This is a genomic window from Streptomyces griseus, from assembly GCF_900460065.1.
Classification (GTDB): domain Bacteria; phylum Actinomycetota; class Actinomycetes; order Streptomycetales; family Streptomycetaceae; genus Streptomyces; species Streptomyces griseus.
On sequence record NZ_UAVD01000029.1, the window covers coordinates 606,801 to 632,093 of the forward strand.

Here is a 25,293-nt window from a genome sequence, read left to right on the forward strand (position 1 = left end):
CCATGCCCGCACAGGGTAAGCACCGTCGTTCCCCGTCCACCTCGCTGCGTCGCGGCCTGGCCGCCGTGACCGCCGGCGGAGCCGTCCTCGCCCTCCCGGTGATCGGCGCCACCAGTGCCTTCGCGGCACCCGCGCCCACCGCCGCGCCGCAGCAGTCCGTGGCGCCCGCCGCGGTGGCCCCGGCGAATTCCGTGGCGAAGGCCGCGCCCGCCCAGCATTCCGTCGCGGCCGGTGAGACGCTTTCCAAGATCGCCCGCGAATATTCCGTCAGCGGCGGCTGGGAGAAGCTCTACGAAGGCAACCGGAAGATCATCGGAGCGAATCCCGATCTCATTCACCCCGGTATCAAGCTGACTCTCGGAACCGTGGCCGATGCCTCTTCGGGTGGTACGGCGGACAAGGCCGCCAAGGCTTCTCCGTCCGCCGCGCGCGGCGCCGAGGCCGACCGCGCCGACCGCTCGGAGCGCATCGACGCCGCCCCCGTGGCGAAGACCGCTCCGGCCGCCGAGAAGGCCGTCACGTACACGAACGACCTCGACGGCTGGATCAAGGAGTCCCTGGCGATCATGGCCGAGCAGGGCATCCCCGGAACCTACGAGGGCATCCACCGCAACATCATGCGCGAGTCCTCGGGCAACCCGGCCGCGATCAACAACTGGGACTCCAACGCGGTCAAGGGCACCCCGTCCAAGGGTCTGCTGCAGGTCATCGACCCGACCTTCCAGGCCTACCACGTGCCCGGCACCTCGACCGACAGCTACGACCCGGTCGCCAACATCACCGCCGCGTGCAACTACGCCGCGGACCGGTACGGCTCGATCGACAACGTCTTCGGCGCCTACTGATCCGCCGCGACCGCGCCCGAGGGGCCCCGGACCTCATGGTCCGGGGCCCCTCGGGCGTACGGGGCTGCTCGGGTCCGCCGGGAAGTTACCCCCAAGTTTCTAGTGACTTACCAGGCGATCGACAGTAGAACCTGTTTCACTCTGTCGAGAGTGAGGAGTGTCACATGGGCGACACTACCGTGCACAAGGGCGGGACTCAGGGTGTCTCGCGTAGAAGGTTCATCACAGGAACAGGTTCTCTTCTGGGTGGAGCGGCGATCGCCGGGCACACCGCACCGGCCTGGGCGACCGTCCGGGCTGCGGCAGCGCCGATCGGCTCCGGGGCCCGGGTGCCGGCCTTGGTCATCGGCACCGGATACGGCGGCTCGGTGGCCGCCCTCCGGCTCGCCCAGGCCGGTACGGACGTCCACATGGTCGAGATGGGGATGGCCTGGGACACGCCGGGCGCGGACGGCAAGATCTTCGCCAACACCACCAGGCCGGACGACCGCTCCTTCTGGCTGCGGACCCGTACCAAGCAGCCGCTGAGCAACTTCCTCGGCTTCCCCATCGACCGATCCGTCAACCGCTACACCGGCATCCTGGACGCCGAGGAGTTCGCCGGGATCACCGTCTACCAGGGCCGGGGCGTCGGCGGCGGGTCCCTGGTCAACGGCGGCATGGCCGTCACCCCCCGCCGGGAGAACTTCGGAGCCATCCTCCCGACGGTGAACGCGCAGGAGATGTACAGCACCTACTACCCCCGCGCCAACAGCGGACTGGGCGTCACCACCATCGATCCCGCCTGGTTCGACTCCGTCGACTGCTACCAGTACGCCCGGGTCGGCCGAAAACACGCCCAGCGCTCCGGCTTCCCCTTCCTCTTCGTCCCCGCCGTCTACGACTGGGACTACATGAAGCAGGAGGCGGCCGGAACCGTCCCCAGGTCGGCGCTGGACGCCGAGATCCTCTACGGCAACAACTACGGCAAGAAGTCGCTCCAGAAGACCTACATCGACCGGATCAGGGCGACCGGCCGGGTCACCATCTCCCCGCTCCACAAGGTCACCAGGGTCACCCCGGCCCCGGGCGGCGGCTACACGGTGCTCATCGACCAGCTGAACACCGCCGGCCAGACCACCGCCACCAAGACCGTCACGGCGGACAAGGTGTTCTTCGCCGCGGGCAGCGTCGGCACCAGCAAGCTGCTCGTCGGCCTCAAGGCCACCGGTGCGCTGCCCCTCCTCAACGACGAGATCGGCAAGGGCTGGGGCGACAACGGCAACGTCATGTGCGGCCGGGCCAACCACCTCTGGGACCCGACGGGGAAGGTGCAGTCCTCCATCCCCACCGGCGGGATCGACAACTGGGACGCGGGCGGCGCGTTCGCCGAGGTCGCCCCGCTGCCCACCGGGATCGAGACGTGGGCCTCGTTCTACCTGTCGATTACCAAGAACCCCCACCGCGCCCGGTTCACCTGGAACGCGGCGGCGGGGAAGGCCGAACTGGACTGGCAGACGGCGTGGAAGCAGCCGTCCATCGATGCGGCGAAGACCATCTTCGACAAGATCAACCAGAAGGAGGGCACGATCTACCGCACGGACCTCTTCGGGGTCCACAAGATCTGGGGCGACCACCTCACCTACCACCCGCTCGGCGGCGCGGTCCTGGACAAGGCCACCGACAACTATGGCCGACTGCACGGGTACACGGGTCTGTACGTCATCGACGGCGCGCTGATCCCGGGCAACACCAGCGTCAACCCGTTCGTCACCATCACCGCGCTCGCCGAGCGCAACATCGAACGGATCATCGCGACCGACCTCTGAGGGCTGTCCCGCGGGCGCCCCACGGAGAGCCCGGGGCCGGGAGTGCCAACCCGGCGGCCCCGGACTCCGTCAGTGACCGGGCAGAACGCACACCGCGTCGATCCCCAGCACATGGTTGAGCCGCCCGAACGCCAGCCACGAGCCGATGCTCATCGTCAGCTCCACGATCTCCGCCTGGCTGTAGTGCGCGGTCATCCGCTGCCAGAAGGCGTCGTCCAGACCGTGGTGGTCGAGCGTGTACCGCTCGGCGTACTCCGCCGCCAGCCGGGTCCGCTCGTCGAAGGCGTCGGTCGTACGCCACTCGGTCACCGCCCCGGCGAACTCCTCCTCGACCTTCGCCCCGTCCCGCTCGGTCCGCCAGTCCAGGCAGAACAGGCACCCGTTGATCTGCGCGACCCGCAGCCTGGCCGCCTCGAACTCCCGCAGCCCCAGCGTCGTGTGCTCGTACACGGACATCGAGAAGGTGGCGGCGGCCATGCCGATGCCGGGGACCATCTCCCCCCACACGTAACCGATGGGCTCCTGACCCTCGGGAATGTCGATGATCATGCAGGTCTCCTTCCCAGCCTGCCGACCGCAGGCCGCAGGGGAACGTCGAGTGCGTCGTACAGGCCCGGTTCCGCGTCCACCAGCCAGTCGATGGCGGAGACGAGCCGCCCGACCGCCGTGGCGTTCCCGCCCGCCGACCGGTTCTTGTCCTCGTCGGAAGCCTCCACCGTCACCTCGATACGGGGACGGCCCTCGATCACCACCCGGTGCGCGCCCACACCGTCGGGCGGGGACGGCCAGTCCGGGGCGCACGAGGGGTGGATCCGGGTGATGTGCTCGATGACGATGCGCGGCACGCCGCCCACGATGCCCTGTACCTCGAAGCGCACGGCCCCCTGCGTGCCCGCCGCGAACTCGCCCATCGTGCGGGTGCCCACCGTGGACTCCAGCGCCCGACGGTCCATGGTCTCGCGGATCTCGTCCACCTCGACGTCCAGCGCCCGCGCCATCAGGCGTATCTGACCGCCCCAGACCATCGTCGGAACGCTCGGTGCCAGCATCAGCGGCTCGTACTCCATCGGGTGCCCCATACCGATCAGATGGCGCACCGACTCCTCCTGCTCGTACGTGGAGTAGTCGAAGATCTCCTGGCAGCGGATCACGTCCACCTCGGTGCCGAGACCGCTGACCAGCAGGGGCAGCACGTCGTTGCCCCAGCCCGGGTCGACGCCGGAGACGAACAGCGAGCCGCCGCCCTCGGCGACGGCGGCCAGGACCGGGTCCCGGAGCTCCGCCGGGGCGTTGCGCTGGTCGTAGAGCGGATAGAGGGAGGGCGTGACGACCACCGCGCCGGACCGGATCGCCCGGCCGATGTCGGCCAGCGCGTCATCGGGACGTATGTCGCCGGACGCCGCGTAGACCACCGCCCGGGGGCGGGCCGCCAGAGCGGCCGCGACGTCGTCGGTGGCCGCGACCCCGAGCATGCGCCCGACCCCGCCGAGCTCGCCCGCGTCGCGGCCGACCTTGGCGGGATCGTGCACGAGGACGGCGGCGAGTGTCAGTGCCGGATGGGCCTCGACGGCGCGGATCGCCGCGCGGCCGACGTTGCCGGTACCCCAGACAACCGTGGGAATCATGCGCGGAGGGTAGCCCCGGGACCTCGTACTTCCCAGAGCCGTGCGGGACCCAATTCGCCGGGGGACAACGGGTGTTCCCGGGCCGGCGACGATCCGCCGGCCCGGGGCGTGCCGGCCGCTACCGCTTGGCGCGTGCGCCGTTCGGGGTGCCGGCGACCGTGAACTGCGAACCGGGCTCGATGAGTACGTGACCGTCGCGCGAGTTCGTGATCGTCACGTTGGTGAGCGTCGCGTTGCCGCGCGCGCCGCCCATCGCGAGGATGCCGGACCCGTTGTTGGACTTGTCGATCCGGACGTTCTCGATCTTGACGTCCTGCATCACGCCGCCACCCGTCTTGAACTGGATGCCGTCATAGGTGGAGTCGATGATGTCCGTGTCGCGGATCGTGACTCCGGGGATCGGCAGGTTCTGCGGGAAGAGGGTGATCGCACCGAACTCCTGGTCCTCGTTCCAGAACGCTCCGCCGGTGCGGTACAGGCCGTTGTTGGCGATCAGCGTCTGCCCGGAGAAGGGCAGCGGGTCGTGGTCGGTCGCCAGCATGATGGCCGGGTAGTTCATCGTGTCGGAGATCAGGTTGTTCTCGATCTTGTTGCCGTAGCCTCCGTAGATCGCGATGCCGTTGGCACGCCACGGGAGCTGGATGGTGTTGTTGCGGAAGCTGTTGTCGTGGCCGATGTCGACGGACTGGTTCTTGACGTACTTGCTGGACCAGACGGCCAGGGCGTCATCGCCGGTGTTGCGGAACGACGAGTTGTAGACCGTGGAGTTGCGGGTGCCGTTGGCGAAGTTGATGCCGTCGGCGTACGTGTTGCGGATCCGCATCCCGGTGAACTCGACGCCGTCGCCCGGGTTCCACAGCTCCTGGATGTTGTCGAAGTCGCGGCCGGCCCAGACACCCACGTTGGCGTGCTCGATCCAGACGTTGCTGATCTTCGTGTCCTTGCCGAACCGGCCGTTCAGCGCGACGCCGCCCTCGTGGTTGCCGTCGCCGCCGCGAATGGTGCCGGAACCGAAGATCGCGATGTCGGAGATTTGCGTGTTCTCGTCGATATCGAAACCGAAGTTGCCCTCGTGCGGGTGGTTGATGCCGCCCGCCTCGTGCGGCGGGGTGAGGGTGTAGAGCTGGGAGTGCCACATGCCCGCGCCCCGGATGGTCACATCACGGATGCCGACCTGGTTCCACTGGCCCCGGTCGAGCGGGTCGTCGGTGAGGATCTTCTGCTCCTGGCGCCACTGGCCTGCCGGGATCCACACACAGTCGATCTGGCCGGTCTGGTTCGCCGTGACCGCCCGCTGGATCGCGGCCGTGTCGTCGATCCCGTCGTTCGCCACCGCGCCGTACGTCGTGATGGACACACAGCCCGAGGGCTGGGACGAGGGCGCCGCCACCTGCTCCAGGTCGATCAGGTCGATGATGTAGAAGGAGGCGTTGTCGCTCGCGTCGCGCTGGAGCCGGAACTTCGTGCCCGCCGGATAGGTCCGCGTGAGCAGGGCGTGCGACTCGTCGAACAGGCGCCGCGCGTCCCCGCCGGGGGTGTTGGTGAGTCCTTCGGGGCTGTCGGTGTTCCCGTACAGCCAGCTGTGCTTGGAGGAGAGGTCGAGCTTGCGGACGAACTGGCCGTCGGCGTACAGGCTGATGGTCGCCTCACGGCCGCCACCGCCCGGCGCGTCGGGGATGGAGTTGCGCACGACGACCGAGTTCGACGGGGCGGTCGAGGTGAACTCCACGTACTCGCCGGTCGCGTTGAGCCGGACCGACTCGCGGCCGGAGGACTCGGTGGCGAAGTTGGTGTGCCCGAAGGTGCGCTCGGCGTCCGACTTCAGCAGCGTGCCCCGGTAGGCGGCGTTCTCCGCCTCCAGCTCGGTGTACGGAACGGCCGCGCCGCGTCCGACCACGATGGAGCGGGCGAAGGTGTTGTTGGTCTCGTTGGTCTCGGCGACCTGGTTCGTCGCGTCCGCGGTGGCGGTCAGCGTCGCGCCGCCGCTCGCCGCCGTCCAGCTGCCGCTGACCGCGACGTTCGCGGTGGCGCCCGCCGCGATGGCCGGTGTGGTGCCGTTGAGCGTCGTGGAACCGACGGTCAGGCGGGTGACCGTGCCCGCGCTCACCGCGCTGGTGCCGCGGTTGTGGACCGCCACCGTGAAGGTGACCGCCGCCCCGACGGCCGGGTTGGCCGGGCTGGAGGAGATGGAGCGGACCTCCAGGTCGGGGCCGGGGCTCTGCCCGACCACCAGCGGGGAGGCGGTGGTGCGGCTGTTGTTGGTGTTGTCGGACTCGACGACCGTGTCCGTCGGGTCCACCAGCGCCGAGACGGTGTACGAGCCCTGCGGCCGCTTGCCGACCCCGACCGAGACGGGGGCGGAGGCGCCCGCGACGAGCGGGCCGACCGGCGCGCTGCCGACGACCACGCCGCCCAGGCTCACGTTGACGGTGGTCGCGGGGGAGGCGGCCGAACCGGCGTTGCGGACGGTCCCCCGGACGGTGATCTCGTCCGTCTCGGAGGGGGATGTGGGGCTCCAGGACAGGGCGCTCACGGTCAGGTCCGGGTTGGGGGCGGCGGTCCCCAGGACCTGGACCTCGGCGATCTGCCCGCCGGGCGCCCCGGTGTTGGCGAAGAACTTGAGCTGGAGGTCGGCGACCCGGCCGTCCACCGGGATCGTCACCGTGTTCTGGTTGCCCGAAGGGCTGAACGCGTAGCCGGCCCGGGCCCGGAGCGAGGTGAACGCGGTGCCGTTCTGGCTCCGGCCGAGCACCTGGATGTCCTGGGTCCGGCCGCCCCAGATCGGGTCGGGGTTGAGCTTGATCACCACGGACTCCAGGTCCGCGTCGGCGCCGAGCTTCACCGTGAGGTCGGCCGGCAGTCCGTTCGACTCCCAGTAGCTGTCGACCTTGCCGTCGTTGGCGTTGGCGGCCGGGTAGCCGCCGTGCGACCCGCTGGCGGCCACGGGCTTGCCCCGGGCCAGATCGGTGGCCTCAGCCGCGCTCGCGGCGACGGGCAGCAGTCCGACCGAGACCAGTCCGGCTATCAGCAGCCCGGTGATCGACTGTCCGGTGCGTCGTTTCCATCTCATGATGTCCTCTACTTCCACAATATTTGAGCCAGCAAGTCAATCTTTTGCGGTGAGAGGTTCATAGATTTCTGCGCTGTTTCTGATTTGTCAACGGTCCTCGCATGGTCATGTCATTCCGGTGCCTTCACTGACCGTGCGTCAGATCAACTGGCGGGAGGGCTCGTTCAGGCTCCGCCGACACCCCGGGCCAGCAGCAGCGCCAGATCCACCGCGGCCACGGCCACCGCTCCGGCCAGGGCGGCCTTGCGCCGGCGGCGGCCGAGGGCCGGTCCCGCGAGCGACGCCGCACCGGCCAGGACGAGGGCAGCGGCGCCCGCCGCACCCACCGGTCCCGGCGGCCCGAACGCCAGCACCGCCGTGGCACCGAGCAGCGGAACCGGCAGCAGCAGCCGGGTGCCCCGGTCGCCCAGCCGGTGCGGGAGGCCCCGGATCCCGGCCGCCCGGTCCGCCGCGATGTCCGGGAGCGTGTCGGCCAGATGTGCCGCGAACCCGAGCAGCGCCCCGGCCGTCACCGTCCACCACCGGGGCCACGGTCCGCCGGGCACGGAGAGGGCGACGGTGGCGGGCAGGGCGCCGAATCCGGCCACGTACGGGAGCCAGGACAGAGCGGTCGCCTTGAGCCGCAGGTTGTAGAGCCAGGCCGCGGCGACCGCGGCCAGGTGCACCGTGCCCGCGAGGACCCCGCAGGCCAGCGAGAGCGGTACGCACAGGGCGAACGCGACCCCCGCCGCCACCCACACCGCACGCGCTCCGACCGTGCCGTCGGCCGCCGGCTTCCCCCGGCGGCCGGCGTCGGCGTCACGCCGCGCGTCGTACGCGTCGTTGCACCAGCCCACCGAGAGCTGGCCGGTCAGCACCGCCGCCGTGACCAGCGCGGAGCGAGGGCCGCCGAGTCCGGAGCCGAGAGCGAGGGCGCACGCGAGGGCGGTCACCGCGAGCGCCGGTCCCGGGTGGCACGCGAGCGCGAGCCCCACGACGCGGCTTCCCCGCCCCGCGCGGGCCTCTCCCGCGCCGGCCGTCCCCGCACCGGCCGGGCTCACCCTGTCCACGGCGTCCATCGGGCGATCGTAGGGGCCTGGCGCCCCGTCAATGCGGAGACCGGGCGGGTCTTTTGCGCCGTTCCCCCGCCACGTGCGGGCAGGATGGGGCCATGACGCCACCGAAGCAGGAGGCAGAATGACCCGCATCGCCGCGGTCCACGGGGCTCTGCCGCCCCACCGCCACACCCAGCGCGAGGTCACCGACCTGGTGGCCCGCACCTGCCTGCCGCCCGGAGCCGACCGCCGTGTCCTGGACCGGCTCCACGAGAACGCCCGGGTCCGCGCCCGGCACACCGTGCTGCCCCTGGACGGCTACCGCGCACTCGACGGCTTCGGCGCGACCAACGACGTGTTCATCCGCTCCGCCGTGGACCTCGGCGCCCGGGCCGTACGCGGCGCGCTGCGATCGGCGGGGCTGCGGCCCACCGATGTGGACCTGCTGATGTTCACCTCGGTCACCGGCATCGCCGCCCCCTCCGTCGACGCCCGGCTCGTGACCCGCCTCGGCATGCGCTCGGACGTCAAGCGGCTGCCCGTCTTCGGGCTGGGCTGCGTCGCCGGAGCGGCCGGGACGGCCCGGCTGCACGACTACCTCCTCGGCCGCCCCGACGACGTGGCCGTGCTCCTGTCGGTCGAGCTCTGCTCCCTCACCTTCCAGCGCCACGACGCCTCGCCCGCCAATCTCGTGGCGACCGCGCTGTTCGGCGACGGAGCGGCCGCCCTGGTCGCCCTCGGCGGGCGGCGGGCCGTCTCCGGCCCCGAGATCGTGGCCACCCGCAGCCGGATGTACCCGGACACCGAGCACGTCATGGGGTGGGACGTCGGCTCCACCGGGTTCCGCGTCGTCCTCGATCCGGCCGTGCCCGACGTCGTGCGCCAGTACCTCGCCGACGACGTACGGGAGTTCCTCGACGAGCACGGACTCAAGCCGAAGGACGTCGCCCACTGGGTGTGCCACCCGGGCGGCCCCAAGGTCCTGGAGGCCGTCACCGAGGTCCTCGATCTGCCCGACGGCGCGCTCGACGTCACCTGGCGCTCGCTTGCCGACGTCGGCAACCTGTCCTCGTCCTCGGTCCTGCACGTCCTGCGGGACACCATCGAGCAGCGCCGCCCCGAGCCCGGCACCCCCGGACTGCTGCTGGCCATGGGCCCGGGATTCTGCTGCGAACTGGTGCTGCTGCGCTGGTAGGAAGGAGAGACCCATGACCTCGACCTGGTACACCCTCCTGGTGCTGGCCGTCGCGGCCGAGCGCCTCGCCGAACTCGTCGTGGCCCGCCGCAACACCCGCTGGAGCCTCGCCCGGGGCGGCGTCGAATCGGGCCGCGGGCACTATCCGGCGATGGTCGCGCTCCACACCGGGCTCCTGCTCGGCTGCCTGGCGGAGGTCCGGTTCGCCGAACGGCCCTTCCCGGCCGTGCTCGGCTGGACGATGGCCGGCGTCGTCGTCGCCTCGCAGGCGCTGCGCTGGTGGTGCATCCGCACGCTCGGCCCCCGCTGGAACACCCGGGTCATCGTCGTCCCCGGCCTGCCCCGGGTCACCGGCGGCCCCTACCGGTGGCTGAGCCACCCCAACTACGTCGCCGTCGCCGCCGAAGGCATCGCGCTGCCCCTGGTCCACGGGGCCTGGGTGACCGCCCTCGTCTTCACCGCCCTCAACGCCGCGCTCATGGTGGTGCGGATCCGCTGCGAGGACGGGGCGCTCGCCCGCCTCCCGGCCGCGGACGCGCCCGCGTGATCGACGTCCTGGTCGTCGGCGGCGGACCGGCCGGACTGGCCGCCGCGATCCGCGCCGCCGCGACAGGCCTGGAAGCGGTGGTGGTCGAGCCGCGCACCAGCCCCGTGGACAAGGCCTGCGGCGAGGGCATCATGCCCGGCGGTGTCGCGGCCCTGCGTGACCTCGGCGTGCGGGTGAGGGGCCGTGAACTGCGCGGCATCCGCTACACCGACGGCCGGCGCAGCGCGGAGGCGGCCTTCCGGGGCGACCCCGGCGCGGGCGTCCGCCGCACCGAACTCCACACCGCCCTGCACGAGCGGGCCGCCGCCCTCGGCGTCCGCGTCGTCGCCGCGAAGGCGGGGGAGGTCCGGCAGGACGAGCACACCGTCACCGCCGCCGGACTCACCGCGCGCTGGCTCGTCGCCGCCGACGGGCTGCACTCGCCGCTGCGCCGCTCCCTGGGCCTCGACCGGCCCGTCGCCGGACCCGGGCGCTACGGCCTGCGCCGCCACTACCCGCTCGCCCCCTGGACGGACCACGTCGAGGTGCACTGGTCCCGGCACGGCGAGGCGTACGTGACCCCGGTCGGCGAGCACCTGGTGGGGGTGGCCGTCCTGAGCCGGGACCGCCACCCCTACGACCGGCATCTGGCCGCCTTCCCCGCCCTCGCGGCCCGGCTCGCGGACAGCGCGGGCGCCACCCCCGTGCGCGGGGCCGGGCCGCTGCGGCAGCGCGCGCGGGGCCTGAGGGCCGGGCGCGTCCTCCTGGCCGGCGACGCCGCGGGCTACGTGGACGCCCTGACCGGGGAGGGCATCGCCCTCGCCGTCGCCACCGCGACGGCCGCCGTCGACTGCCTGAGGGCCGGGCGGCCCGAGGACTACCCCCGGCGGTGGACCCGGGCCACCCGGCGCCACCGGCTGCTCACCGCCGCCCTGCTGGGCGCCGCGGGCCACCCGTCGTCCCGGCGGCTGATCGTCTCCGCCGCCCACCGGGCGCCCGTCCTCTTCCGCACCGCGGTCCACGCGCTCCAGTGAATCGGGGCGCATCCGGGCCGCCGATCGTCCGAATGGCGGGGCTCCTGGTTCCGGCATAACGTCGGTCGGGTGAGCGTCCGCGTTCATCCGACCGACGCAGAGACCGGCTGCCCCCACCGGGCGCACTGCCCTCGGCACGAGAGACGACTTCCACTATGACGGGCTCCCGAGCGACCCCCGCGGACACGGCGAAGTCAACCGACCGGCACCACGGCGGACTGGCCCTCCTGGTCATCGCCTCGTGCCAGCTGATGGTGGTGCTCGACGTCACCATCGTCAACATCGCCCTTCCGCACATGCAGAAGGACCTGGGGTTCTCCACCGAGAACCTGTCCTGGGTCGTCAACGCGTACACCCTGACGTTCGGCGGCCTGCTGCTGCTCGGCGGACGCCTCGGCGACATCCTCGGCCGCCGCCGGGTCTTCATCTTCGGTGTGCTCCTCTTCGTCTTCGCCTCGCTGCTCGGCGGACTCTCCCAGGAGGGCTGGCAACTGCTGGCCGCCCGCTCCCTCCAGGGCGTCGGCGGCGCCATCGCCTCGCCGACCGCGCTGTCGCTGATCACCACCACCTTCCGCGAGGGCCCCGAACGCAACCGCGCGTTCGGGGTGTTCGCGGCCGTCTCGGCGGGCGGCAGCGCGATCGGGCTGCTGGCCGGCGGCGTACTGGTGGAGTGGCTCGACTGGCGCTGGGTGCTGTTCGTCAACGTTCCCATCGGTCTGCTGATCGCCCTCGCGGCCCCTCGCTACATCCCCGAGTCCGAACGCCGCCCCGGCCACTTCGACGTGGCGGGCGCCCTCACCTCCACGGCCGGCATGGTGCTGCTGGTCTACGGTTTCATCCGCGCTTCCGAGGAGGGGTGGACCGACCCGGTCACCCTCGGATCGTTCGGCGCCGCCGTGGTGCTCCTCGGCGTGTTCATCGCCATCGAGAGCCGCTCCAGACAGCCCATCACCCCGCTGGCGCTGTTCCGCGACCGCAACCGGGCCGGCACCTACACGATCATGCTGTGCCTCTCCGCGGCCATCTTCGGGATGTTCTTCTTCCTGACCCTCTTCGTCCAGGACGTCCTCGACTTCAGCCCGCTGCGGGCCGGGCTCGCCTTCCTGCCGGTGAGCGTCGTCATCGCGATCAGCGCGGGCATGGCATCCCAACTGCTGCCGCGGTGGGGGCCCAAACCCTTCATGGTGGTGGGCGCGCTCCTGGCCGCCGCCGGGCTGGGCTGGCTCACGCTGACCGACGTCCACAGCTCCTACCTGGGCTCGATCCTCGGCCCGATGCTCGTGTTCGGCTTCGGCATGGGCATGCAGTTCGTGTCGCTGACCCTGATGGCGGTCTCGGGCATCGCCCCGAAGGAGGCCGGCGCCGCCTCCGGCACCCTCAACGCCTCCCAGCAGGTCGGCGGGTCCCTGGGGCTGTCGATCCTGGTCACGACGTTCGGCACGGCCAGCCGCAACGAGGCGACCGACCAGGCCCCGCGGTTCCTCCGGGAGGCCACCCCCGCCCAGCTCCAGGAGTTCCGCACGACCGGACAGCTCCCGGGCCCCTGGGGCGACCAGGTCCTCACCTCGGGCGTCTCCAGCGCCTTCGTCGTGGCCGCCTGCTTCGCGGTGCTCGCCGCCCTGGTCGCCCTGTTCGTCATCCAGGTCAGGCCCGCCGACCTGGCCCGCCTCCAGGGCGGCGCGACACCGCTCGCCGGGGCGGGGACGGACGACCCCGCACCGGACGGGACCCGGTCCGGCGGCACGGACGCCGCACGGCCCGACACCGACGAACCGGGGCCCGGCCCGGACGCCGAGCGCCCCGCGAAGGAGAACTGACCCATGGACTGGACCCTCGAAGTGATCGTGCTGCCCGTGACCGACGTCGACCGGGCCCGGGACTTCTACCGGGACAAGCTCGGCTTCCACGTGGACATCGACGGCGAGGTGATGCCGGGCGCCCGTGTGGTCCAGCTGACGCCCCCCGGATCGGGCTGTTCGATCGCCCTCACCGAAGGCCTGCCCAACCCGACCGGGACCCCGCGGCCCGGCACGTACCACGGTCTCCAGCTCTGCGTCACCGACATCGACGCCGCACACGCCGAGCTCGTCGGCCGGGGGGTCGAGGTCTCCGAGCCGCAGCGGTTCACCCCCGAGGACGGGGCGACCTTCATGTACTTCACCGACCCCGACGGCAACGGCTGGGCGGTGCAGGAGTACCGCCGCCGGAGGGCCGAACCCCTGCACAAGGTCCTCGCCGACCTGGCCGCGAGCGACACGGGGGACACGGTGGGGTGAACCGGATGCGGAGGTGGATCGCGCCGTGTCCGGTCCATCAGAATGCTCCCCGTATCGAGTGCAGAGATCCATCAGCGCAAGGGAGCGGCATCCAATGGGCGCCAACGCAGACATGGTGGCCTTCGTCCTGGCGCGGCTCGCCGACGAGGAACACGTCGCACTGGCCGCCGGCGGGGACCGATGGCGGTGCCCGGCCGATGTGCCGGGCGAGGTCCACGACCGCACCGGCGGGGTGGCGTTCACGGTGCGCGGCCGGGGCTTCGACGAGCACATCGCGCTCCAGGACCCCGCGCGGACCCTGGAGCGCATCGAGACGAACCGGGTGATGCTCGGCGAGTACGTCGAGGTGGCCGACCTGGACACCGACCGCCCGGCCGAGGACTTCCGCTCCGGCCGTGCGGTGGGCCTCGGCTTCGCCGTACGCCAACTGGCCGCCGAGTACGCGGGACACCCCGACTACCAGGCCCGCTGGCTGCCCCGGTTCATCCAGTAGCACCCATGGCTCCGGGCCGTTCGCGAATTCCGTAAGTGCCGGTGCGTCAGGGCCAGTTGATCGATACCCTCTCCCCATCGGCCTACCGGGGGAGCTGCGAGCGTGCCCGACGTCTGGGAGAACACCCGATCACGGTGGGAGAGCGTCCGGCACGCGGTGGACGGCGGTCCGGCGGCCGGGGTCGTCGCGGCCACCCTGCACGGACGGCCCGGCCTCTCGGTCAACCCCATCGCTGTCACCGGCGAGGCGGGGGTGGGCAAGAGCGTCCTGTACGACGCGCTGACGCAGTCCATCCGCACCGGTGACCATGACAGCTCCCGCAGCCCCGACATCGAGAAGCACGCCACGGTCCTGCGGTTCGGCAGCCGCCGCACCCGGGCCGCCGTCACCGTCATCCCCGGGCAGCTGTCCACCCAGCGGGAGAAGGCCCTCCAGGACACGATGCGGGGCGACGCCTCCCCGCACGGCATCGTCCACGTCGTCGCGTGGGGGCACAACAGGATCTGGCAGCGCGCCTCCCAGCGTGACGTCCACGCGGCGCTCGCCGCCGACGGCGACGTCGACCAGGAAGCCGTGCGGAACTGGCACCGCCGCAAGGAGGTCGCCGACTTCCGTCTCCTGGTCGACGAGATCATCGAGGGGCAGGCGGCCCAACGGCTGCGATGGCTGATCGTCGCCGTCTCCAAGTGCGATCTGTACTGGGACCGGCTGGACGAGGCACGCGACTACTACATCCCGGGGCAGGCCCCCCGGGAGTCCCCGTTCGCCCTGCTCATGCGTGACCTGGAGAACGAGACGTCGCTCCGCCTGTCCGTCCTCCCGATGGTGTCCCGGCTCATGCGCCACCAGTACCTCCCGGGGCTGCCCCTGGGCACCTCGCAACTGGACGACGCGCAGATAGGCGCGTTGCGCACCTATTTCGGCCAGGAACTCCATTCGTTCATCACGCAGCGGAACGGGCACTGACATGGCCGCGATCGAGGACGGAGCGGCGTTCCTGCGGACGCTGGCGGACGCGGAACGCCGGCTGGCGGGCGTCCAGGCCCTGGGTGCGCGGCGGCGTCGGGTGCGCCGGCCCCGGATCGCGTCGGCCTCCCTCGCGGCGTTGATCCCGGGGATCCTCGCCGTCGCCGCCGTGGCGGGCGGCGGTCCCGGGAGCCTGCTCGTCGCGGTCGGCCTGTCCGTGGCCGCGCTCTCGCTCGCGGCGTGCGTCACCCTGCTGCTGAGGATCGAACGGCCGCTGAAGCGCCGGTTCGTGGCGGAGGAACAGGCCATGATCGAGGAGGTGAACCGGATGCGCGAGCTGTTCACCCATATCGCGGAGCGGGACCGGTGGGAGGAACGGCTGAAGCGGTCGGTCCGCGAACGGCTCTCCCGCTTTCCCGTGGACGGGGGGTCTCTCCGGTGATCCGACGATTCGCGGCCGCCTTCGGCCGGGTGGCCTTCCCCTCGGCCCTGTTCACCGCGGCCGGATACGTACTGGCCACGCGGACGCCGGGGCCGTACCAGCGGCTGTTCGAGGACCAGTGGGACGCCATCCTTACCGGGGCCGCCGTCACCATGTGCGGGGTGCTGGCCTCGGCCTACGGTGTGCGGCTGTGCTTCAGCGTGCTCGGCGGATTCCAGCCCGACAACGTGCGGCGGGGCGTGCTGGCCCTGGTCGCCGGAGTGCTCGTCGGCGGTGTGGGCCTGTCGCTGCTCTGGCGGCTGCTGGCGCTCTGAAGGGTGCGCGGCGCGCCGGAAGCCCGTAACTTACTGTGCGGTAAGTCCCGCTGCCGAAGGAGACGCATGTCCCGCCAGAGGCGTTCCGCCGTCCTGCTCGCCGCGTTCATGGGCGGAGCCGGAGTCCTGCACTTCGCCGCCCCGAAGGTCTTCGACGACACCGTTCCCCGGATGCTGCCCGGGCAGCCCCGCACGTGGACGTACGCCAGCGGGGTGGTCGAACTCGCCCTGGCCGCCGGCCTCGCCCACCCCGGGACCCGGGCGGTCGCCGCCCGGGCCACCGCGGGCTTCTTCGTCGGTGTGTTTCCGGCCAATGTGCAGATGGCCGTCGACTGGCGCCACCGGCCCCGTCCGCAGCGGATCGCGGCCTGGGCCCGACTGCCCCTCCAGGCGCCGCTGGTCCTGTGGGCGCGGGGTGTCGCCCGGGGTGCCGACGGCCCCTGAACGGACCGTAGTCGGTGTGGTACGAGCCGGTGACCGTGAAGGTGATCCACAGCAAAATGGCGTTGCTCTCTGGTGAGGAGTGATCCCGCCGTGTAGCGTCGCCGACAGATGTCGTGGTTCGCAGTACCTGCCCGCGCCTGGCGCGGGCGTTTTGCTGTGCAGTGCCTGAGAACCAGGGCGATCACCTCCGGGTCCGCGCGGTGCGGATCCGTTTACTGCTGAGAGGTACGGGCATGGCCAGCGGAACCGTCAAGTGGTTCAACTCGGAAAAGGGCTTCGGCTTCATCGCGCAGGACGGCGGCGGTCCCGACGTCTTCGCGCACTACTCCAACATCAACTCCACCGGCTTCCGTGAGCTCCAGGAGGGCCAGGCGGTGACCTTCGACATCACCCAGGGCCAGAAGGGCCCGCAGGCGGAGAACATCACCACCGCCTGATCCGGGTTGACCGGTCCCGGAGCCCCGGAGCGCGACGCGCTCCGGGGCTCCGGGGCGTTCCGGACCGGTTCCGGCCGCGGGCTCCCCGGTTGGGACGGCGCGTGCCGGGTACGCGGTGGATCTCGCACCGATCATTCCGGAACCTCCGGAAGGTCTGCGCGGGAATGGAGGGCTCCCCATGCTCAAGGCCATCGCAGATGTACTCCGCTCCATCGGAGGAGCCATCGCCACCGTGGTCACGCTGCCTTTCCGGGCCCTGGCCCGGCTGTTCGGCGGCGCGTCGAGCAGCGCGCGTGGCCACCACTGAGCGCACATGCCCGTGCCCCGGCCCTCCAAGGGCCGGGGCACGGGCATGTGGTGCGGAGCAGTCGCCCGGACGGCGGGGCCGCGGCCGGACCCTCCCCACCCGGGCTTTCGCGTGACACCGGGGCCGTCGCGTGACGGCCCCGCCTCTCCCGTGATGCCCCGAGGACCGGCCCTCAGCCCGTCGACTCGTCCGGGGTCGGTTGCCTTTCCGGGTGCGCGCCCGCGTTGCGCGGTGTGTTCCGGCCGGCGCCGGCCTCGTCCAGCTCGGGTTGCCCGCCCTGGCGCGCCACCCGGTCCGGCACCGGTATGTCGAGGGCGTCCTCGCCCTCCTGCGTCTGCTGGTCGGGCATGTCCGCCGGAACGGGGGGTGGGCTTCCGGAAGCCCCGGTGTAGGCGGTGCCTTCCGGCCTGCGGTCGGTCATGAGAGCTTCCTTCCGTACGGCCCCGGTGCTACCGGGGGCGAAGGGTGCGCCCTGGTGGGTACCCGCTGCCGGGCGAAGCAGTCCCAAGATCCGATGAGGGCCGGGACACCGAGCCCCGGCCCGGCAGGAGCCCGGGCGAGGTGCGGAGAAGATGCGCAGGCCCTGTCGCCCGGCCATATTGGAGCTCCGGCCACCTGCCCGGGGCCCGTCGCGGGGCGCCGGAGCGGCGGACCCGGGCCGCCGGTGTGTGGCTTGCCCGTGGGCGGGTACTCGGGGCGGTGCCCACCCGGGCGACAGGAAGCCACTCGACTCATCCCGGCGGAAGGATGCCCCGCATGCTGATGGCCCACCCCACGGTGCTGCGCAATCTGATCGACCAGTACGAGGCACTGCGTGTGCTGCACGCGGAGAGCGGCAGCGAGGAGGCGCGGCGGCGCATGGACGACGTGGCGTACACGCTGTGCGTGTCGACCGGCACGGCCGACGTCGACAGCGCGCTCGTCGCGGCCCGCCACCGGTTGCCCGGCGCCCGGCCCGAAGACGACTCCGTCCTGACCGCCTGACCGCGGCCGGTCGAGGGAGGGGAGGTCGCCGTGGTTCGAACGGTGGGTGTGGAGGAAGAACTGCTGTTGGTCGACGAGGTGAGCGGAGAGGCCCGCGCCCTGTCCTCGGCGGTGCTGGCGATCGCCGAGAAGGAAGCGGACGGTGAGTCGGCCTTCGAGTCCGAATTGCACCGCCAGCAGGTGGAGTTCTCCACCCATCCCTGCGCGAGCATGGAGGAACTCGCCGCCTCGGTCCGCCGGTGGCGCACCGAGGCGGTACGGCACGCCACCGAGGCCGGCGCCTCGGTGGCGGCCCTGGCGACCTCGCCGCTTCCGGTCAGCCCGACCATCGGCACGGGGGAGCGGTACCGGTGGCTGGCCGAGCGCTTCGGGCTGACCGCCCAGGAACAGCTGACCTGCGGCTGCCACGTCCATGTCTCGGTGGCCTCCGAGGAGGAGGGCGTCGCCGTGCTCGACCGGATACGCCCCTGGCTGCCGGTCCTGCTCGCCCTGAGCGCCAATTCACCGTTCTGGCAGGGACAGGACAGCCGGTACAGCAGCTACCGCGGCCAGGTGTGGGGGCGCTGGCCGTCCGCCGGCCCGGCGGACGTGCACGGCTCCGCGGAGGCGTACCACGCCCAGGTGCGGTCCCTGGTCGCCACCGGGGTGCTCCGCGACGAGGGGATGGTCTACTTCGACGCGCGCCTCTCGCACCGCTACCCCACCGTGGAGGTGAGGATCGCGGACGTCTGCCTGGATCCGGCCGACACCGTGCTGCTGGCCACGCTGGTACGGGGACTGGTGGAAACGGCCGCACGCGCGTGGCGGGCCGGTGAGCCGCCCGGGGACGTCAGCACGTCCCTGCTGCGGGTGGCCTCCTGGCAGGCGGGCCGTTGGGGCCTGGAGGACCGGCTGGTCCATCCGCGCACCCTGTGCCCGGAGCCGGCCTCCGAGGTGCTGCGTGCCCTGCTGGACCAGGTGCGCGAAGCGCTGGAGGACAGCGGGGACCTGGCGGACGCGGAGCGGGCCCTGGCCGAGGTGCTCCGACGCGGGAACGGGGCACGGATCCAGCGCGAGATCCTGGCGCGGACCGGGAGCCTGCGCGACACCGTCGCCGAATGCGTCCGGATCTCGGCGGGATGAGCCGCACCCGCCGGCGCGGTGCGCGCCGCTACGGCCCACGGGACCCGCCGGGACGGCACGACCGCACGAACGGCGACCCATGACACCAGAGGAACGGAGCAGCCCATGTCCACCACCGCTCTCGACGACCGCCGGATTCTGGCCATCGTCACCAACTACGGGGTCGAGCAGGACGAACTCGTCGTCCCCGTGAAGCACCTGCGGGCACACGGGGCGCGGGTCAGCGTCGCGGCGGTCTCCGCCGACGGGATCCGCACCCTCGTCGGCGACCGGGATCCCGGCGAGACCGTGCGGCCCGACCTCACGCTCGACGACGTCGACCCCGCCGCGTACGACCTGCTGCTGGTCCCGGGCGGCACGCTGAACGCCGACTCGCTGCGGCTGGAGGACGCCACCACCCGGATCGTCAGCTCGTTCGCGGCTTCCGGCCGGCCGGTGGCCGCGATCTGCCACGGGCCGTGGGCGCTGGTCGAGGGCGGCTACGTCCGGGGCAAGACACTGACCTCGTACGCGTCGCTGCGGACCGACATCACCAACGCGGGCGGCACCTGGGTCGACAAGCCGGTGGTCCGGGACGACGCCGCCGGCTGGCCGCTGATCACCTCCAGGAACCCCGGCGACCTGGACGACTTCCTCGGCGAGATCGACGCCGTGCTGGACGAGTCCTGAGCCGCTTCCCCGCCGGACCCCGTCACCCGCGGCCCGCTACCGGGTCAGTGCGGTGACGGCCGCGGACGCCGCCTTCGCGATCAGCGTGTTGTCGTGGTCGGCGTCCGCGGCCGTCCGGTTGGAGAGCACGGCCAGGACCAGCGGCGCCGCGTCGGGCGGCCACACCACGGCGATGTCGTTGCGCGTCCCGTAGGTGCTGCCCGCCCCGGTCTTGTCGCCGACGGTCCACCCCTTCGGGACCCCCGCCCTGATCAGTTCGCCGCCCGTGGTGTTGGTGGTGAGCCACTGGGTGAGCCGGGCCCGCTCGGGCCCGCCGAGGGCGTCGCCCAGGACGAACGCCCGCAGGTCCTCGGCCAGGGCCCGGGGCGTGCTGGTGTCGCGGGTGGCACCGGGAGTCCACTCGTTCAGCTCGGTCTCCCGGCGCACCATCCGGGTCACCTCGTCCCCCAGTCCCGCGAGCACCGCCTGGAGCTTTCGGGGCCCGCCGACCGCGTCGAACAGCAGATTGCCCGCGGTGTTGTCGCTGAAGCGCACGGCGGCGTCGCACAGCGCGCCCAGGCTCATTCCGGTGGCCACGTGCTTCTCGGTGACGGGGGAGTGGTCGACCAGGTCCTCGCGGCGGTACGTCACGATCCGCTCCAGCCCGCCCAGCCCGTATCGGCGCAGCACGGCCCCCGCCGCGAGCGCCTTGAACGTGGAGGCGTAGGCGAACCGCTCCCCGTCACGGTGGGCGACCGTGGTGCCGGTCCCGGTGTCGACGGCGTACACGCCGAGCCGCGCCGCGTACTCCTTCTCCAGCGCCTCGAACGCGCGCCCGTCGGCCCGCGCCGGGGGCGTACCGGCCGGCTTTCCGGCCGGCGAGGGGGCTGGGGCGTCGGATTCCGTGCCACAGGCCGTCAGCGGCGCGGACAGCAGGGCGCCGCCCAGCAGACGGAGTACGGAACGCCGGGCGTGGGGGTTCGGCAGTCGACTCATCCCGTCATGCTAGACACTCCGGGGGCGCGAGCCGCCCGGCGGCTCAGTCCAGCGTCTGCGTCAGCTCGCCGCGCGTCGCCGTGTGGACGACCCGGCCCCGCGCCCCGTTGACCAGGGGGAGGTACGGCTGGACGTGGCCGCACTCGACGTCCGCGACGATCGGGACGTTCAGCGGCCCGAGGGCGTCCAGCACCGCCTGGCGCTGGGTGAACGAGCCACTGTCCGGGGCCGAGGTCCGGGCGACGAGAACGGCGTTGGCCGCGTCGAAGAAGCCGGCCAGCCGCATCCCGTGCAGATTGCGGCAGATGGTGAACGCGTCGTGGCCGCCGGCCTCCACGTACACCAGGAGGCCCTCCGGGGCATGGGCCCCGGCGAAGGCGGGGACGTCGAGGTACGGCGTCCCGGTGAGGTTGCTCAGCATCTCGACGCAGCCCCCGATCAACCGGCCTTCGACGTCCACGTCGCCGTCGCCGTCCAGCCTCGTCCACCGGCCCGGGGTGTCGAGTGTGAACGTGCGGACGCCGGGGTGCGCGGCGTAGTCGTCGTAGCCCGTGGCCCGGTGCCGCCCCGGCGGAATCTGGGTGAACCGGTGCCCCGACGGCGCCGCGACGACGTCGAGCCAGGACACCAGCCCCTCCGGCACCCGGTAGGGCGTGTCCATGAGGTTGTTCCCGTGCACGGTCGCGGCCCCCGTGAGGAGGGTCAGCGGTGTCATGACGGTCGACATGTCCGAGTAGCCCACCACCCAGGTGGGCTCGGCCGTGCGCAGCCGCTCCCAGTCGAGCAGGGGCAGCAGGTCGATGGCCGTCTCACCGCCCCAGGGCGGCACCACGGCCCGGATGCCGGGGTCCGTCAGCATCGCCGTCAACTCGGCCGCCCGGTCGGCCGCGGGCGCGCTGACGTGCCCGGCGCCGTCCATGCACCGGCCGGTCACGACCTCGTACCCCCGTGCCTCCACGTCGCGGACCGCGACGGCGAGCCGCTCGCGCAGTTCCGCGGGCACTCCGCTGGACGGGGAGGTGACCCCGACCCGGTCACCGGGCCGCAGGGGGCGTGGATAGCGAACGGGCATGCGTCGGATTCTTGCACGACTCCCGGCCGTACCGCCGATGCCGTATCGAATCGGCGGGCATGGAAGGTTAGGCTGACCTAAGTCAATTCGGTTCTCTCGTCCCGGCGGGCGAGGCGCTCAGGCCGACCACGCGTACGAAGGGGCAGAGTCCATGACGATCCACCGAGCCGTCGTCGCCCGGGTGCAACCGCTCACCGAGTCCATGACCCGCGTCACCCTGCACGGTGACGGTCTGGCCGGCTTCCGGACCACCGGGGTCGGCGACGAGTACGTGCGGATCTTCCTTCCGCACGGCCCGGACCGCACCGACGTGTCCCTGCCCCGGACGACCGAGCAGGGCGGGTGGGAGACCCCCGAGGGGCAGCCCGTCGCGCCGATGCGCACGTACACGATCCGCGCCGCGCGCCCCGAGGCCGGCGAGGTCGACATCGACTTCGTGCTGCACGAGGGCGGCGTGGCGTCCGGCTGGGCCGCCGAGGCGCGGCCCGGGGACGTCGTGGGCGTCAACGACCCCACCGGCCTCTACAGCCCCCCGGCCGACCTCTCCTGGCAGGTGCTGGTCGCCGACCAGACCGGTCTGCCCGCCGCCGCCCGTCTGCTGGAGAACACGCCGGACCATGTCCGGACCCGGGTGGTGCTGGAGGCGCCCGCGCCCTCGGCCGTACTGCCCCTGCGGGAGCCCTCGGACTCCAAGGTGACCTGGACCTACGGCGGCAACGGCCACGGCCCGAGCCGCCTGGCCGACCTGGTGGCCGCCGCCGTTCCGCCGGGCACGGACCTCGCGGGCGGGTACGTCTGGGTCGCGGGGGAGACCAACGCCCTCCGCTCGGTGCGACGTTACCTCCGCCGTGACCTCGGGCTCCCCGCGGACCGCTTCAAGGTCGTCGGCTACTGGATACCGAACTCCGACACCTGGTCCGAGCGGTACGAGGCGCTGCCCGACGCCGTGCGCGCCGAGTTGGAGGCCCTCTGGGACAACCCGGCCGGTGACTCCGAGGACCTCACCATCCGCTACGAGGCCCGGCTGAGCGACCTCGGGCTCTGACCGGGGCCCGGGTCCGGCGGGGCCGTCACGTCGCCGCTCCGCCGGACCGGCCTCCTCAACCGGCGCCAACTTGGGTAAGGTCAGCCTTACTTCGCGGGGGTTCCGTTTCGCTCGAACCGGTCGACCGGCCAGTGGTACAGGCCGGTCGGCAGCGTGCTGCGCCGCCGCGACGACAGCGGACGCGACGGAAGGCAGCACCATGCGGGTGGTCATGTTCGGCTCCGGGATCCGGAGGCCTCACGCGCCGCGGGCGTCGGACGCCCGCTCCCATCGGCCGCTCCGGACGGGCGGGGCGCCGGCGTGACCGCCCCGCCCGCCGCTCTCGGCCGCCGGTCCGCCGCCCGCAAGCCGCCGCCGGAACCCACCGCCGTCCGGTCCGCCCTGCGCGGCGGCGGCCTCCTCGTCCTCACCGGGCTGCTCCTGCTCCTCGTCGTGCTGAGCACCTGGATCGGCACCAAGGACACCACGCTCGGCCAGGTGTGGACCGCGCTCTGGAACGACGACGGCTCGTACGCCACCGACGTGATCCGCCAACTCCGCCTGCCGCGCACGCTCGTCGGTCTGATGACCGGTGCGGCGCTCGGCGTGGCGGGGGCGGTGATGCAGGCCGTCACCCGCAACCCCCTGGCCGACCCGGGGCTCCTCGGCGTCAACGCGGGGGCCTCGGCGGCGGTCGTGTTCGGCATCGGCGTCGTCGGCCTGGCCGGTTTCGGTTCGCTGGTGTGGTTCTCCTTCGTCGGCGCGGCGCTCACCACCGTGATCGTGTACGTGCTCGGCGCCTCAGGACGGGCGGGGCCCACGCCCGTGCGCCTCGCGCTGGCCGGTGCCGCGGTGAGCGCCAGCCTGAGCGGCGTCATCGCCGGACTCACCGTCTTCGACTCCGCGACCTACGACTACCTGCGGTTCTGGATGGTCGGATCGCTTGCCGGGCGCGAACCCGAACTCGTCGTGCAGTTGCTGCCGTTCGTGGCCATCGGCCTGGTCATCGCCCTGCTGCTGGCCCGGCCGCTGAACTCCCTGGCTCTGGGAGAGGAGTTGGGGAGGGCGCTCGGGGCGCGCATCGCCCGGACCCGGATCGCCGCGGTGATCGCCGTCACCCTGCTCTGCGGCGCCTCGACGGCCGCCGCCGGGCCCATCGGCTTCGTGGGCCTGGTCGTTCCGCTGGTCGCACGCTGGCTCACCGGGCCGGACCTGCGCTGGGTGCTGCCGTACTCGATGCTGCTGGCCCCGGTGCTGCTGCTGGTCTCCGACATCATCGGCCGAGTGGCCCTCCCCGGTGACGAGTTGGAGGTCGGCGCCGTGACAGCGGTGATCGGCGCGCCGGTGTTCATCGCGATGGTCTGCCGGCGCAAGGAGGCTTCGCTGTGACGGCGACGGAGATCCGCCCCGCCCCGAAGCCCGGCGGGACGTCGGACGCCGCCCGCCCGGTGCGCTGGTGGTCCGGACGGGTCAGCTTCCGCCTGCACCGGCGCACGGCCCTGGTGAGCGGCTGCGCCCTGCTGCTCGCGGCGCTCCTGCTGCTGGTCAGCCTGGGCGTCGGCTCCTACCCCGTGCCGGTGCCCGACGTGGCGCGCGCCCTGTTCTACGGGACGGGCGACCGGCTGGCCGTCCACTTCGTCAACCGGGAGCGCCTGCCCCAGGCCCTGCTGGCGATCCTGGTCGGGGGTGCGCTCGGAATGAGCGGCGCGATCTTCCAGAGCGTGTCGCGCAACGCGCTCGCCAGCCCTGACGTCATCGGGTTCAACAGCGGGGCGGCGACCGGCGCCATCCTGGTCATCGTGGCGTTCGGGGGCGCCGCCGCCCCGGTGGCCGCCGGAGCGATCGTCGGCGGCCTGGTCACCGCACTGCTGGTCTCGGTCCTGGCGAGCAGGGGAGGGCTGCACGGCATCCGGCTGGTCCTCATCGGGCTCGGCGTGACGGCGATGCTCGGCTCGGTCAACTCCTACCTGCTGACGCGGTCCTCCCTCAACGACGCCCAGAACGCGCACATCTGGCTCGTCGGGACGCTCAACGGGCGGGGCTGGAGCTCCGTGCAGATCATGGCCGTCGCCCTGGCACTCCTCCTGCCGCCGGTGCTGCTGTTCGGCAGGCGCCTGCGGATGATGGAGCTCGGCGACGATCTCGCCACCGGTCTGGGCGTCCGGGTGAACAGCTCGCGGCTCGCCCTGACGGTGCTGGGGATCGGGCTGTGCGGCGTGGCCGTCGCGAGCGCCGGGCCCATCCCGTTCATCGCCCTGGCCGCCCCGCAGATCGCCGCCATGGTCAGTCGCAGCCCGGGTGTCAGCCTGGTCTCGGCGGGGGCGGTGGGCGCCGGACTCCTCTCGGCCGCACACCTTGCTTCCAGCCAGTTCTTCTCCGCCCTGGTGTGGGCCGACCGGCAGGTCGGATGGGTCCACGTCGTGGAGGAGTCCCAGCGCAACAACCTGCTGCCGGTGGGCGTCACCACCGCCGTGCTGGGCGGTGCGTACCTGGGCTGGGTGCTGTTCAAGCGGCGCGGAACCGGCACCGCGTGAGGGGGAGCCCTGGAAGCGGAGAGGGCCGGAGCGCTGATTTCCGGCCATCAAAACCGGTGGGGAAGAAGAGAGTTGTGGGATTCGGTGCGTCAACCGC

27 protein-coding genes are annotated in these 25,293 nt (G+C 72.3%); 20 read left to right on the forward strand and 7 right to left on the reverse strand.

What is annotated here, in order from left to right; all coding sequences use genetic code 11:
• Nucleotides 1-2 precede the first annotated feature (2 nt).
• Together DTB53_RS22510 and DTB53_RS22515 are read left to right on the forward strand one after the other, a co-directional pair.
• Nucleotides 3-845 (forward strand): transglycosylase SLT domain-containing protein, encoded by an 843-nt coding sequence (locus DTB53_RS22510; RefSeq protein WP_012377823.1) that lies wholly within the window; start codon nt 3-5, stop codon nt 843-845.
• A 164-nt stretch (nt 846-1,009) separates the two neighbouring features.
• Complete coding sequence (locus tag DTB53_RS22515; RefSeq protein ID WP_012377822.1) at nt 1,010-2,653, forward strand: GMC oxidoreductase; 1,644 nt, start codon at nt 1,010-1,012, stop codon at nt 2,651-2,653.
• 69 nt (nt 2,654-2,722) lie between these two features.
• Here DTB53_RS22515 and DTB53_RS22520 read toward each other — a convergent pair whose 3' ends face one another.
• The 4 genes from DTB53_RS22520 to DTB53_RS22535 all read right to left on the reverse strand — a co-directional run bounded on the left by DTB53_RS22520 (nt 2,723) and on the right by DTB53_RS22535 (nt 8,406).
• A complete protein-coding gene (locus tag DTB53_RS22520) occupies nt 2,723-3,202 on the reverse strand; it encodes a carboxymuconolactone decarboxylase family protein (RefSeq protein ID WP_003964340.1) in 480 nt (159 codons plus the stop codon).
• The gene (locus DTB53_RS22525; RefSeq protein ID WP_012377821.1) at nt 3,199-4,278 is read right to left on the reverse strand and encodes an NAD(P)H-dependent amine dehydrogenase family protein; all 1,080 of its coding nucleotides are present in this window, start codon (nt 4,276-4,278) and stop codon (nt 3,199-3,201) included. Before DTB53_RS22525 ends, DTB53_RS22520 begins: the two co-directional genes overlap by 4 nt.
• A 118-nt stretch (nt 4,279-4,396) precedes the next feature.
• Nucleotides 4,397-7,348 (reverse strand): CARDB domain-containing protein, encoded by a 2,952-nt coding sequence (locus tag DTB53_RS22530; protein WP_012377820.1) that lies wholly within the window; start codon nt 7,346-7,348, stop codon nt 4,397-4,399.
• 164 nt (nt 7,349-7,512) lie between these two features.
• Entirely contained in the window at nt 7,513-8,406 is an 894-nt protein-coding gene (locus DTB53_RS22535; RefSeq protein WP_012377819.1) for a UbiA family prenyltransferase, read from the reverse strand.
• Nucleotides 8,407-8,524: 118 nt separating this feature from the next.
• Here DTB53_RS22535 and DTB53_RS22540 point away from each other — a divergent pair, with 118 nt between their 5' ends.
• The 12 genes from DTB53_RS22540 (at nt 8,525) to DTB53_RS37515 (ending at nt 16,816) form a co-directional block, all read left to right on the forward strand.
• Entirely contained in the window at nt 8,525-9,577 is a 1,053-nt protein-coding gene (locus tag DTB53_RS22540; RefSeq protein ID WP_012377818.1) for a type III polyketide synthase, read from the forward strand.
• Nucleotides 9,578-9,590: 13 nt separating this feature from the next.
• Nucleotides 9,591-10,124, forward strand: coding sequence for an isoprenylcysteine carboxyl methyltransferase family protein (locus tag DTB53_RS22545; protein WP_012377817.1), 534 nt, complete (start codon nt 9,591-9,593; stop codon nt 10,122-10,124).
• Nucleotides 10,121-11,137, forward strand: coding sequence for an NAD(P)/FAD-dependent oxidoreductase (locus DTB53_RS22550; protein ID WP_012377816.1), 1,017 nt, complete (start codon nt 10,121-10,123; stop codon nt 11,135-11,137). Before DTB53_RS22545 ends, DTB53_RS22550 begins: the two co-directional genes overlap by 4 nt.
• Before the next feature lie 155 nt (nt 11,138-11,292).
• Nucleotides 11,293-12,954, forward strand: coding sequence for an MFS transporter (locus tag DTB53_RS22555; protein WP_012377815.1), 1,662 nt, complete (start codon nt 11,293-11,295; stop codon nt 12,952-12,954).
• 3 nt (nt 12,955-12,957) lie between these two features.
• Entirely contained in the window at nt 12,958-13,413 is a 456-nt protein-coding gene (locus DTB53_RS22560; RefSeq protein ID WP_012377814.1) for a VOC family protein, read from the forward strand.
• Between the two features lie 94 nt (nt 13,414-13,507).
• Entirely contained in the window at nt 13,508-13,906 is a 399-nt protein-coding gene (locus DTB53_RS22565) for a DUF6221 family protein (RefSeq protein WP_003964329.1), read from the forward strand.
• Between the two features lie 102 nt (nt 13,907-14,008).
• Nucleotides 14,009-14,872 (forward strand): hypothetical protein, encoded by an 864-nt coding sequence (locus DTB53_RS22570; RefSeq protein WP_012377813.1) that lies wholly within the window; start codon nt 14,009-14,011, stop codon nt 14,870-14,872.
• Between the two features lies 1 nt (nt 14,873).
• Nucleotides 14,874-15,314 carry a hypothetical protein gene (locus DTB53_RS22575; RefSeq protein ID WP_003964327.1) on the forward strand — a complete coding sequence of 147 codons (441 nt, stop codon included), beginning with the start codon at nt 14,874-14,876 and terminating at the stop codon, nt 15,312-15,314.
• The gene (locus DTB53_RS22580; RefSeq protein ID WP_003964326.1) at nt 15,311-15,628 is read left to right on the forward strand and encodes a hypothetical protein; all 318 of its coding nucleotides are present in this window, start codon (nt 15,311-15,313) and stop codon (nt 15,626-15,628) included. Before DTB53_RS22575 ends, DTB53_RS22580 begins: the two co-directional genes overlap by 4 nt.
• A 66-nt stretch (nt 15,629-15,694) precedes the next feature.
• Nucleotides 15,695-16,072: a DoxX family protein gene (locus tag DTB53_RS22585; protein ID WP_003964324.1), complete on the forward strand. Its 378-nt coding sequence runs from the start codon at nt 15,695-15,697 to the stop codon at nt 16,070-16,072.
• Nucleotides 16,073-16,305: 233 nt separating this feature from the next.
• Nucleotides 16,306-16,509 carry a cold-shock protein gene (locus tag DTB53_RS22590; protein WP_003964323.1) on the forward strand — a complete coding sequence of 68 codons (204 nt, stop codon included), beginning with the start codon at nt 16,306-16,308 and terminating at the stop codon, nt 16,507-16,509.
• A gap of 178 nt (nt 16,510-16,687) precedes the next feature.
• A complete protein-coding gene (locus DTB53_RS37515) occupies nt 16,688-16,816 on the forward strand; it encodes an LPFR motif small protein (protein ID WP_003964321.1) in 129 nt (42 codons plus the stop codon).
• 172 nt (nt 16,817-16,988) lie between these two features.
• On the opposite strand, the gene DTB53_RS22595 is transcribed toward DTB53_RS37515, so the two are convergent.
• A complete protein-coding gene (locus tag DTB53_RS22595; RefSeq protein WP_012377812.1) occupies nt 16,989-17,237 on the reverse strand; it encodes a hypothetical protein in 249 nt (82 codons plus the stop codon).
• A 335-nt stretch (nt 17,238-17,572) separates the two neighbouring features.
• On the opposite strand from DTB53_RS22595, the gene DTB53_RS22600 reads away from it, so the two are divergent.
• The 3 genes from DTB53_RS22600 (at nt 17,573) to DTB53_RS22610 (ending at nt 19,591) form a co-directional block, all read left to right on the forward strand.
• Complete coding sequence (locus tag DTB53_RS22600) at nt 17,573-17,800, forward strand: DUF5133 domain-containing protein (RefSeq protein WP_003964317.1); 228 nt, start codon at nt 17,573-17,575, stop codon at nt 17,798-17,800.
• 30 nt (nt 17,801-17,830) lie between these two features.
• Nucleotides 17,831-18,922, forward strand: coding sequence for a glutamate--cysteine ligase 2 (locus DTB53_RS22605; protein WP_012377811.1), 1,092 nt, complete (start codon nt 17,831-17,833; stop codon nt 18,920-18,922).
• A gap of 105 nt (nt 18,923-19,027) precedes the next feature.
• Nucleotides 19,028-19,591, forward strand: a complete 564-nt coding sequence (locus tag DTB53_RS22610) for a type 1 glutamine amidotransferase domain-containing protein (RefSeq protein ID WP_003964315.1) — start codon at nt 19,028-19,030, stop codon at nt 19,589-19,591.
• Between the two features lie 36 nt (nt 19,592-19,627).
• Here the strand turns inward: DTB53_RS22610 and bla are convergent, their stop codons facing one another.
• Together bla and DTB53_RS22620 are read right to left on the reverse strand one after the other, a co-directional pair.
• Nucleotides 19,628-20,566, reverse strand: a complete 939-nt coding sequence (gene bla / locus DTB53_RS22615; RefSeq protein WP_012377810.1) for a class A beta-lactamase — start codon at nt 20,564-20,566, stop codon at nt 19,628-19,630.
• A 43-nt stretch (nt 20,567-20,609) separates the two neighbouring features.
• On the reverse strand, nt 20,610-21,638 hold the full coding sequence (locus DTB53_RS22620; protein WP_012377809.1) for a S66 family peptidase: 1,029 nt from the start codon (nt 21,636-21,638) through the stop codon (nt 20,610-20,612).
• Nucleotides 21,639-21,789: 151 nt separating this feature from the next.
• Between DTB53_RS22620 and DTB53_RS22625 the strand changes: the two genes are divergently transcribed.
• From DTB53_RS22625 to DTB53_RS22635, 3 genes are all read left to right on the forward strand, one after another.
• Nucleotides 21,790-22,683: a siderophore-interacting protein gene (locus DTB53_RS22625; RefSeq protein WP_012377808.1), complete on the forward strand. Its 894-nt coding sequence runs from the start codon at nt 21,790-21,792 to the stop codon at nt 22,681-22,683.
• Between the two features lie 300 nt (nt 22,684-22,983).
• Entirely contained in the window at nt 22,984-24,051 is a 1,068-nt protein-coding gene (locus tag DTB53_RS22630) for a FecCD family ABC transporter permease (RefSeq protein ID WP_012377807.1), read from the forward strand.
• Entirely contained in the window at nt 24,048-25,196 is a 1,149-nt protein-coding gene (locus tag DTB53_RS22635; RefSeq protein WP_012377806.1) for a FecCD family ABC transporter permease, read from the forward strand. Before DTB53_RS22630 ends, DTB53_RS22635 begins: the two co-directional genes overlap by 4 nt.
• Nucleotides 25,197-25,293 lie beyond the last annotated feature (97 nt).

Excerpts from the sequence above, each read along its gene's own strand:
- DTB53_RS22545 (WP_012377817.1), top strand. The coding sequence starts at position 9,591 with ATGACCTCGACCTGGTACACCCTCCTGGTGCTGGCCGTCGCGGCCGAG.
- DTB53_RS22510 (WP_012377823.1), top strand. The coding sequence starts at position 3 with ATGCCCGCACAGGGTAAGCACCGTCGTTCCCCGTCCACCTCGCTGCGT.
- DTB53_RS22610 (WP_003964315.1), top strand. The coding sequence starts at position 19,028 with ATGTCCACCACCGCTCTCGACGACCGCCGGATTCTGGCCATCGTCACC.
- DTB53_RS22520 (WP_003964340.1), bottom strand. The coding sequence starts at position 3,202 with ATGATCATCGACATTCCCGAGGGTCAGGAGCCCATCGGTTACGTGTGG.
- DTB53_RS22540 (WP_012377818.1), top strand. The coding sequence starts at position 8,525 with ATGACCCGCATCGCCGCGGTCCACGGGGCTCTGCCGCCCCACCGCCAC.
- DTB53_RS22620 (WP_012377809.1), bottom strand. The coding sequence starts at position 21,638 with ATGCCCGTTCGCTATCCACGCCCCCTGCGGCCCGGTGACCGGGTCGGG.
- DTB53_RS22585 (WP_003964324.1), top strand. The coding sequence starts at position 15,695 with ATGTCCCGCCAGAGGCGTTCCGCCGTCCTGCTCGCCGCGTTCATGGGC.
- DTB53_RS22555 (WP_012377815.1), top strand. The coding sequence starts at position 11,293 with ATGACGGGCTCCCGAGCGACCCCCGCGGACACGGCGAAGTCAACCGAC.
- DTB53_RS22595 (WP_012377812.1), bottom strand. The coding sequence starts at position 17,237 with ATGACCGACCGCAGGCCGGAAGGCACCGCCTACACCGGGGCTTCCGGA.
- bla (WP_012377810.1), bottom strand. The coding sequence starts at position 20,566 with ATGAGTCGACTGCCGAACCCCCACGCCCGGCGTTCCGTACTCCGTCTG.
- DTB53_RS22565 (WP_003964329.1), top strand. The coding sequence starts at position 13,508 with ATGGGCGCCAACGCAGACATGGTGGCCTTCGTCCTGGCGCGGCTCGCC.
- DTB53_RS22525 (WP_012377821.1), bottom strand. The coding sequence starts at position 4,278 with ATGATTCCCACGGTTGTCTGGGGTACCGGCAACGTCGGCCGCGCGGCG.
- DTB53_RS22575 (WP_003964327.1), top strand. The coding sequence starts at position 14,874 with ATGGCCGCGATCGAGGACGGAGCGGCGTTCCTGCGGACGCTGGCGGAC.
- DTB53_RS37515 (WP_003964321.1), top strand. The coding sequence starts at position 16,688 with ATGCTCAAGGCCATCGCAGATGTACTCCGCTCCATCGGAGGAGCCATC.
- DTB53_RS22515 (WP_012377822.1), top strand. The coding sequence starts at position 1,010 with ATGGGCGACACTACCGTGCACAAGGGCGGGACTCAGGGTGTCTCGCGT.
- DTB53_RS22625 (WP_012377808.1), top strand. The coding sequence starts at position 21,790 with ATGACGATCCACCGAGCCGTCGTCGCCCGGGTGCAACCGCTCACCGAG.
- DTB53_RS22530 (WP_012377820.1), bottom strand. The coding sequence starts at position 7,348 with ATGAGATGGAAACGACGCACCGGACAGTCGATCACCGGGCTGCTGATA.
- DTB53_RS22535 (WP_012377819.1), bottom strand. The coding sequence starts at position 8,406 with ATGGACGCCGTGGACAGGGTGAGCCCGGCCGGTGCGGGGACGGCCGGC.
- DTB53_RS22600 (WP_003964317.1), top strand. The coding sequence starts at position 17,573 with ATGCTGATGGCCCACCCCACGGTGCTGCGCAATCTGATCGACCAGTAC.
- DTB53_RS22590 (WP_003964323.1), top strand. The coding sequence starts at position 16,306 with ATGGCCAGCGGAACCGTCAAGTGGTTCAACTCGGAAAAGGGCTTCGGC.
- DTB53_RS22560 (WP_012377814.1), top strand. The coding sequence starts at position 12,958 with ATGGACTGGACCCTCGAAGTGATCGTGCTGCCCGTGACCGACGTCGAC.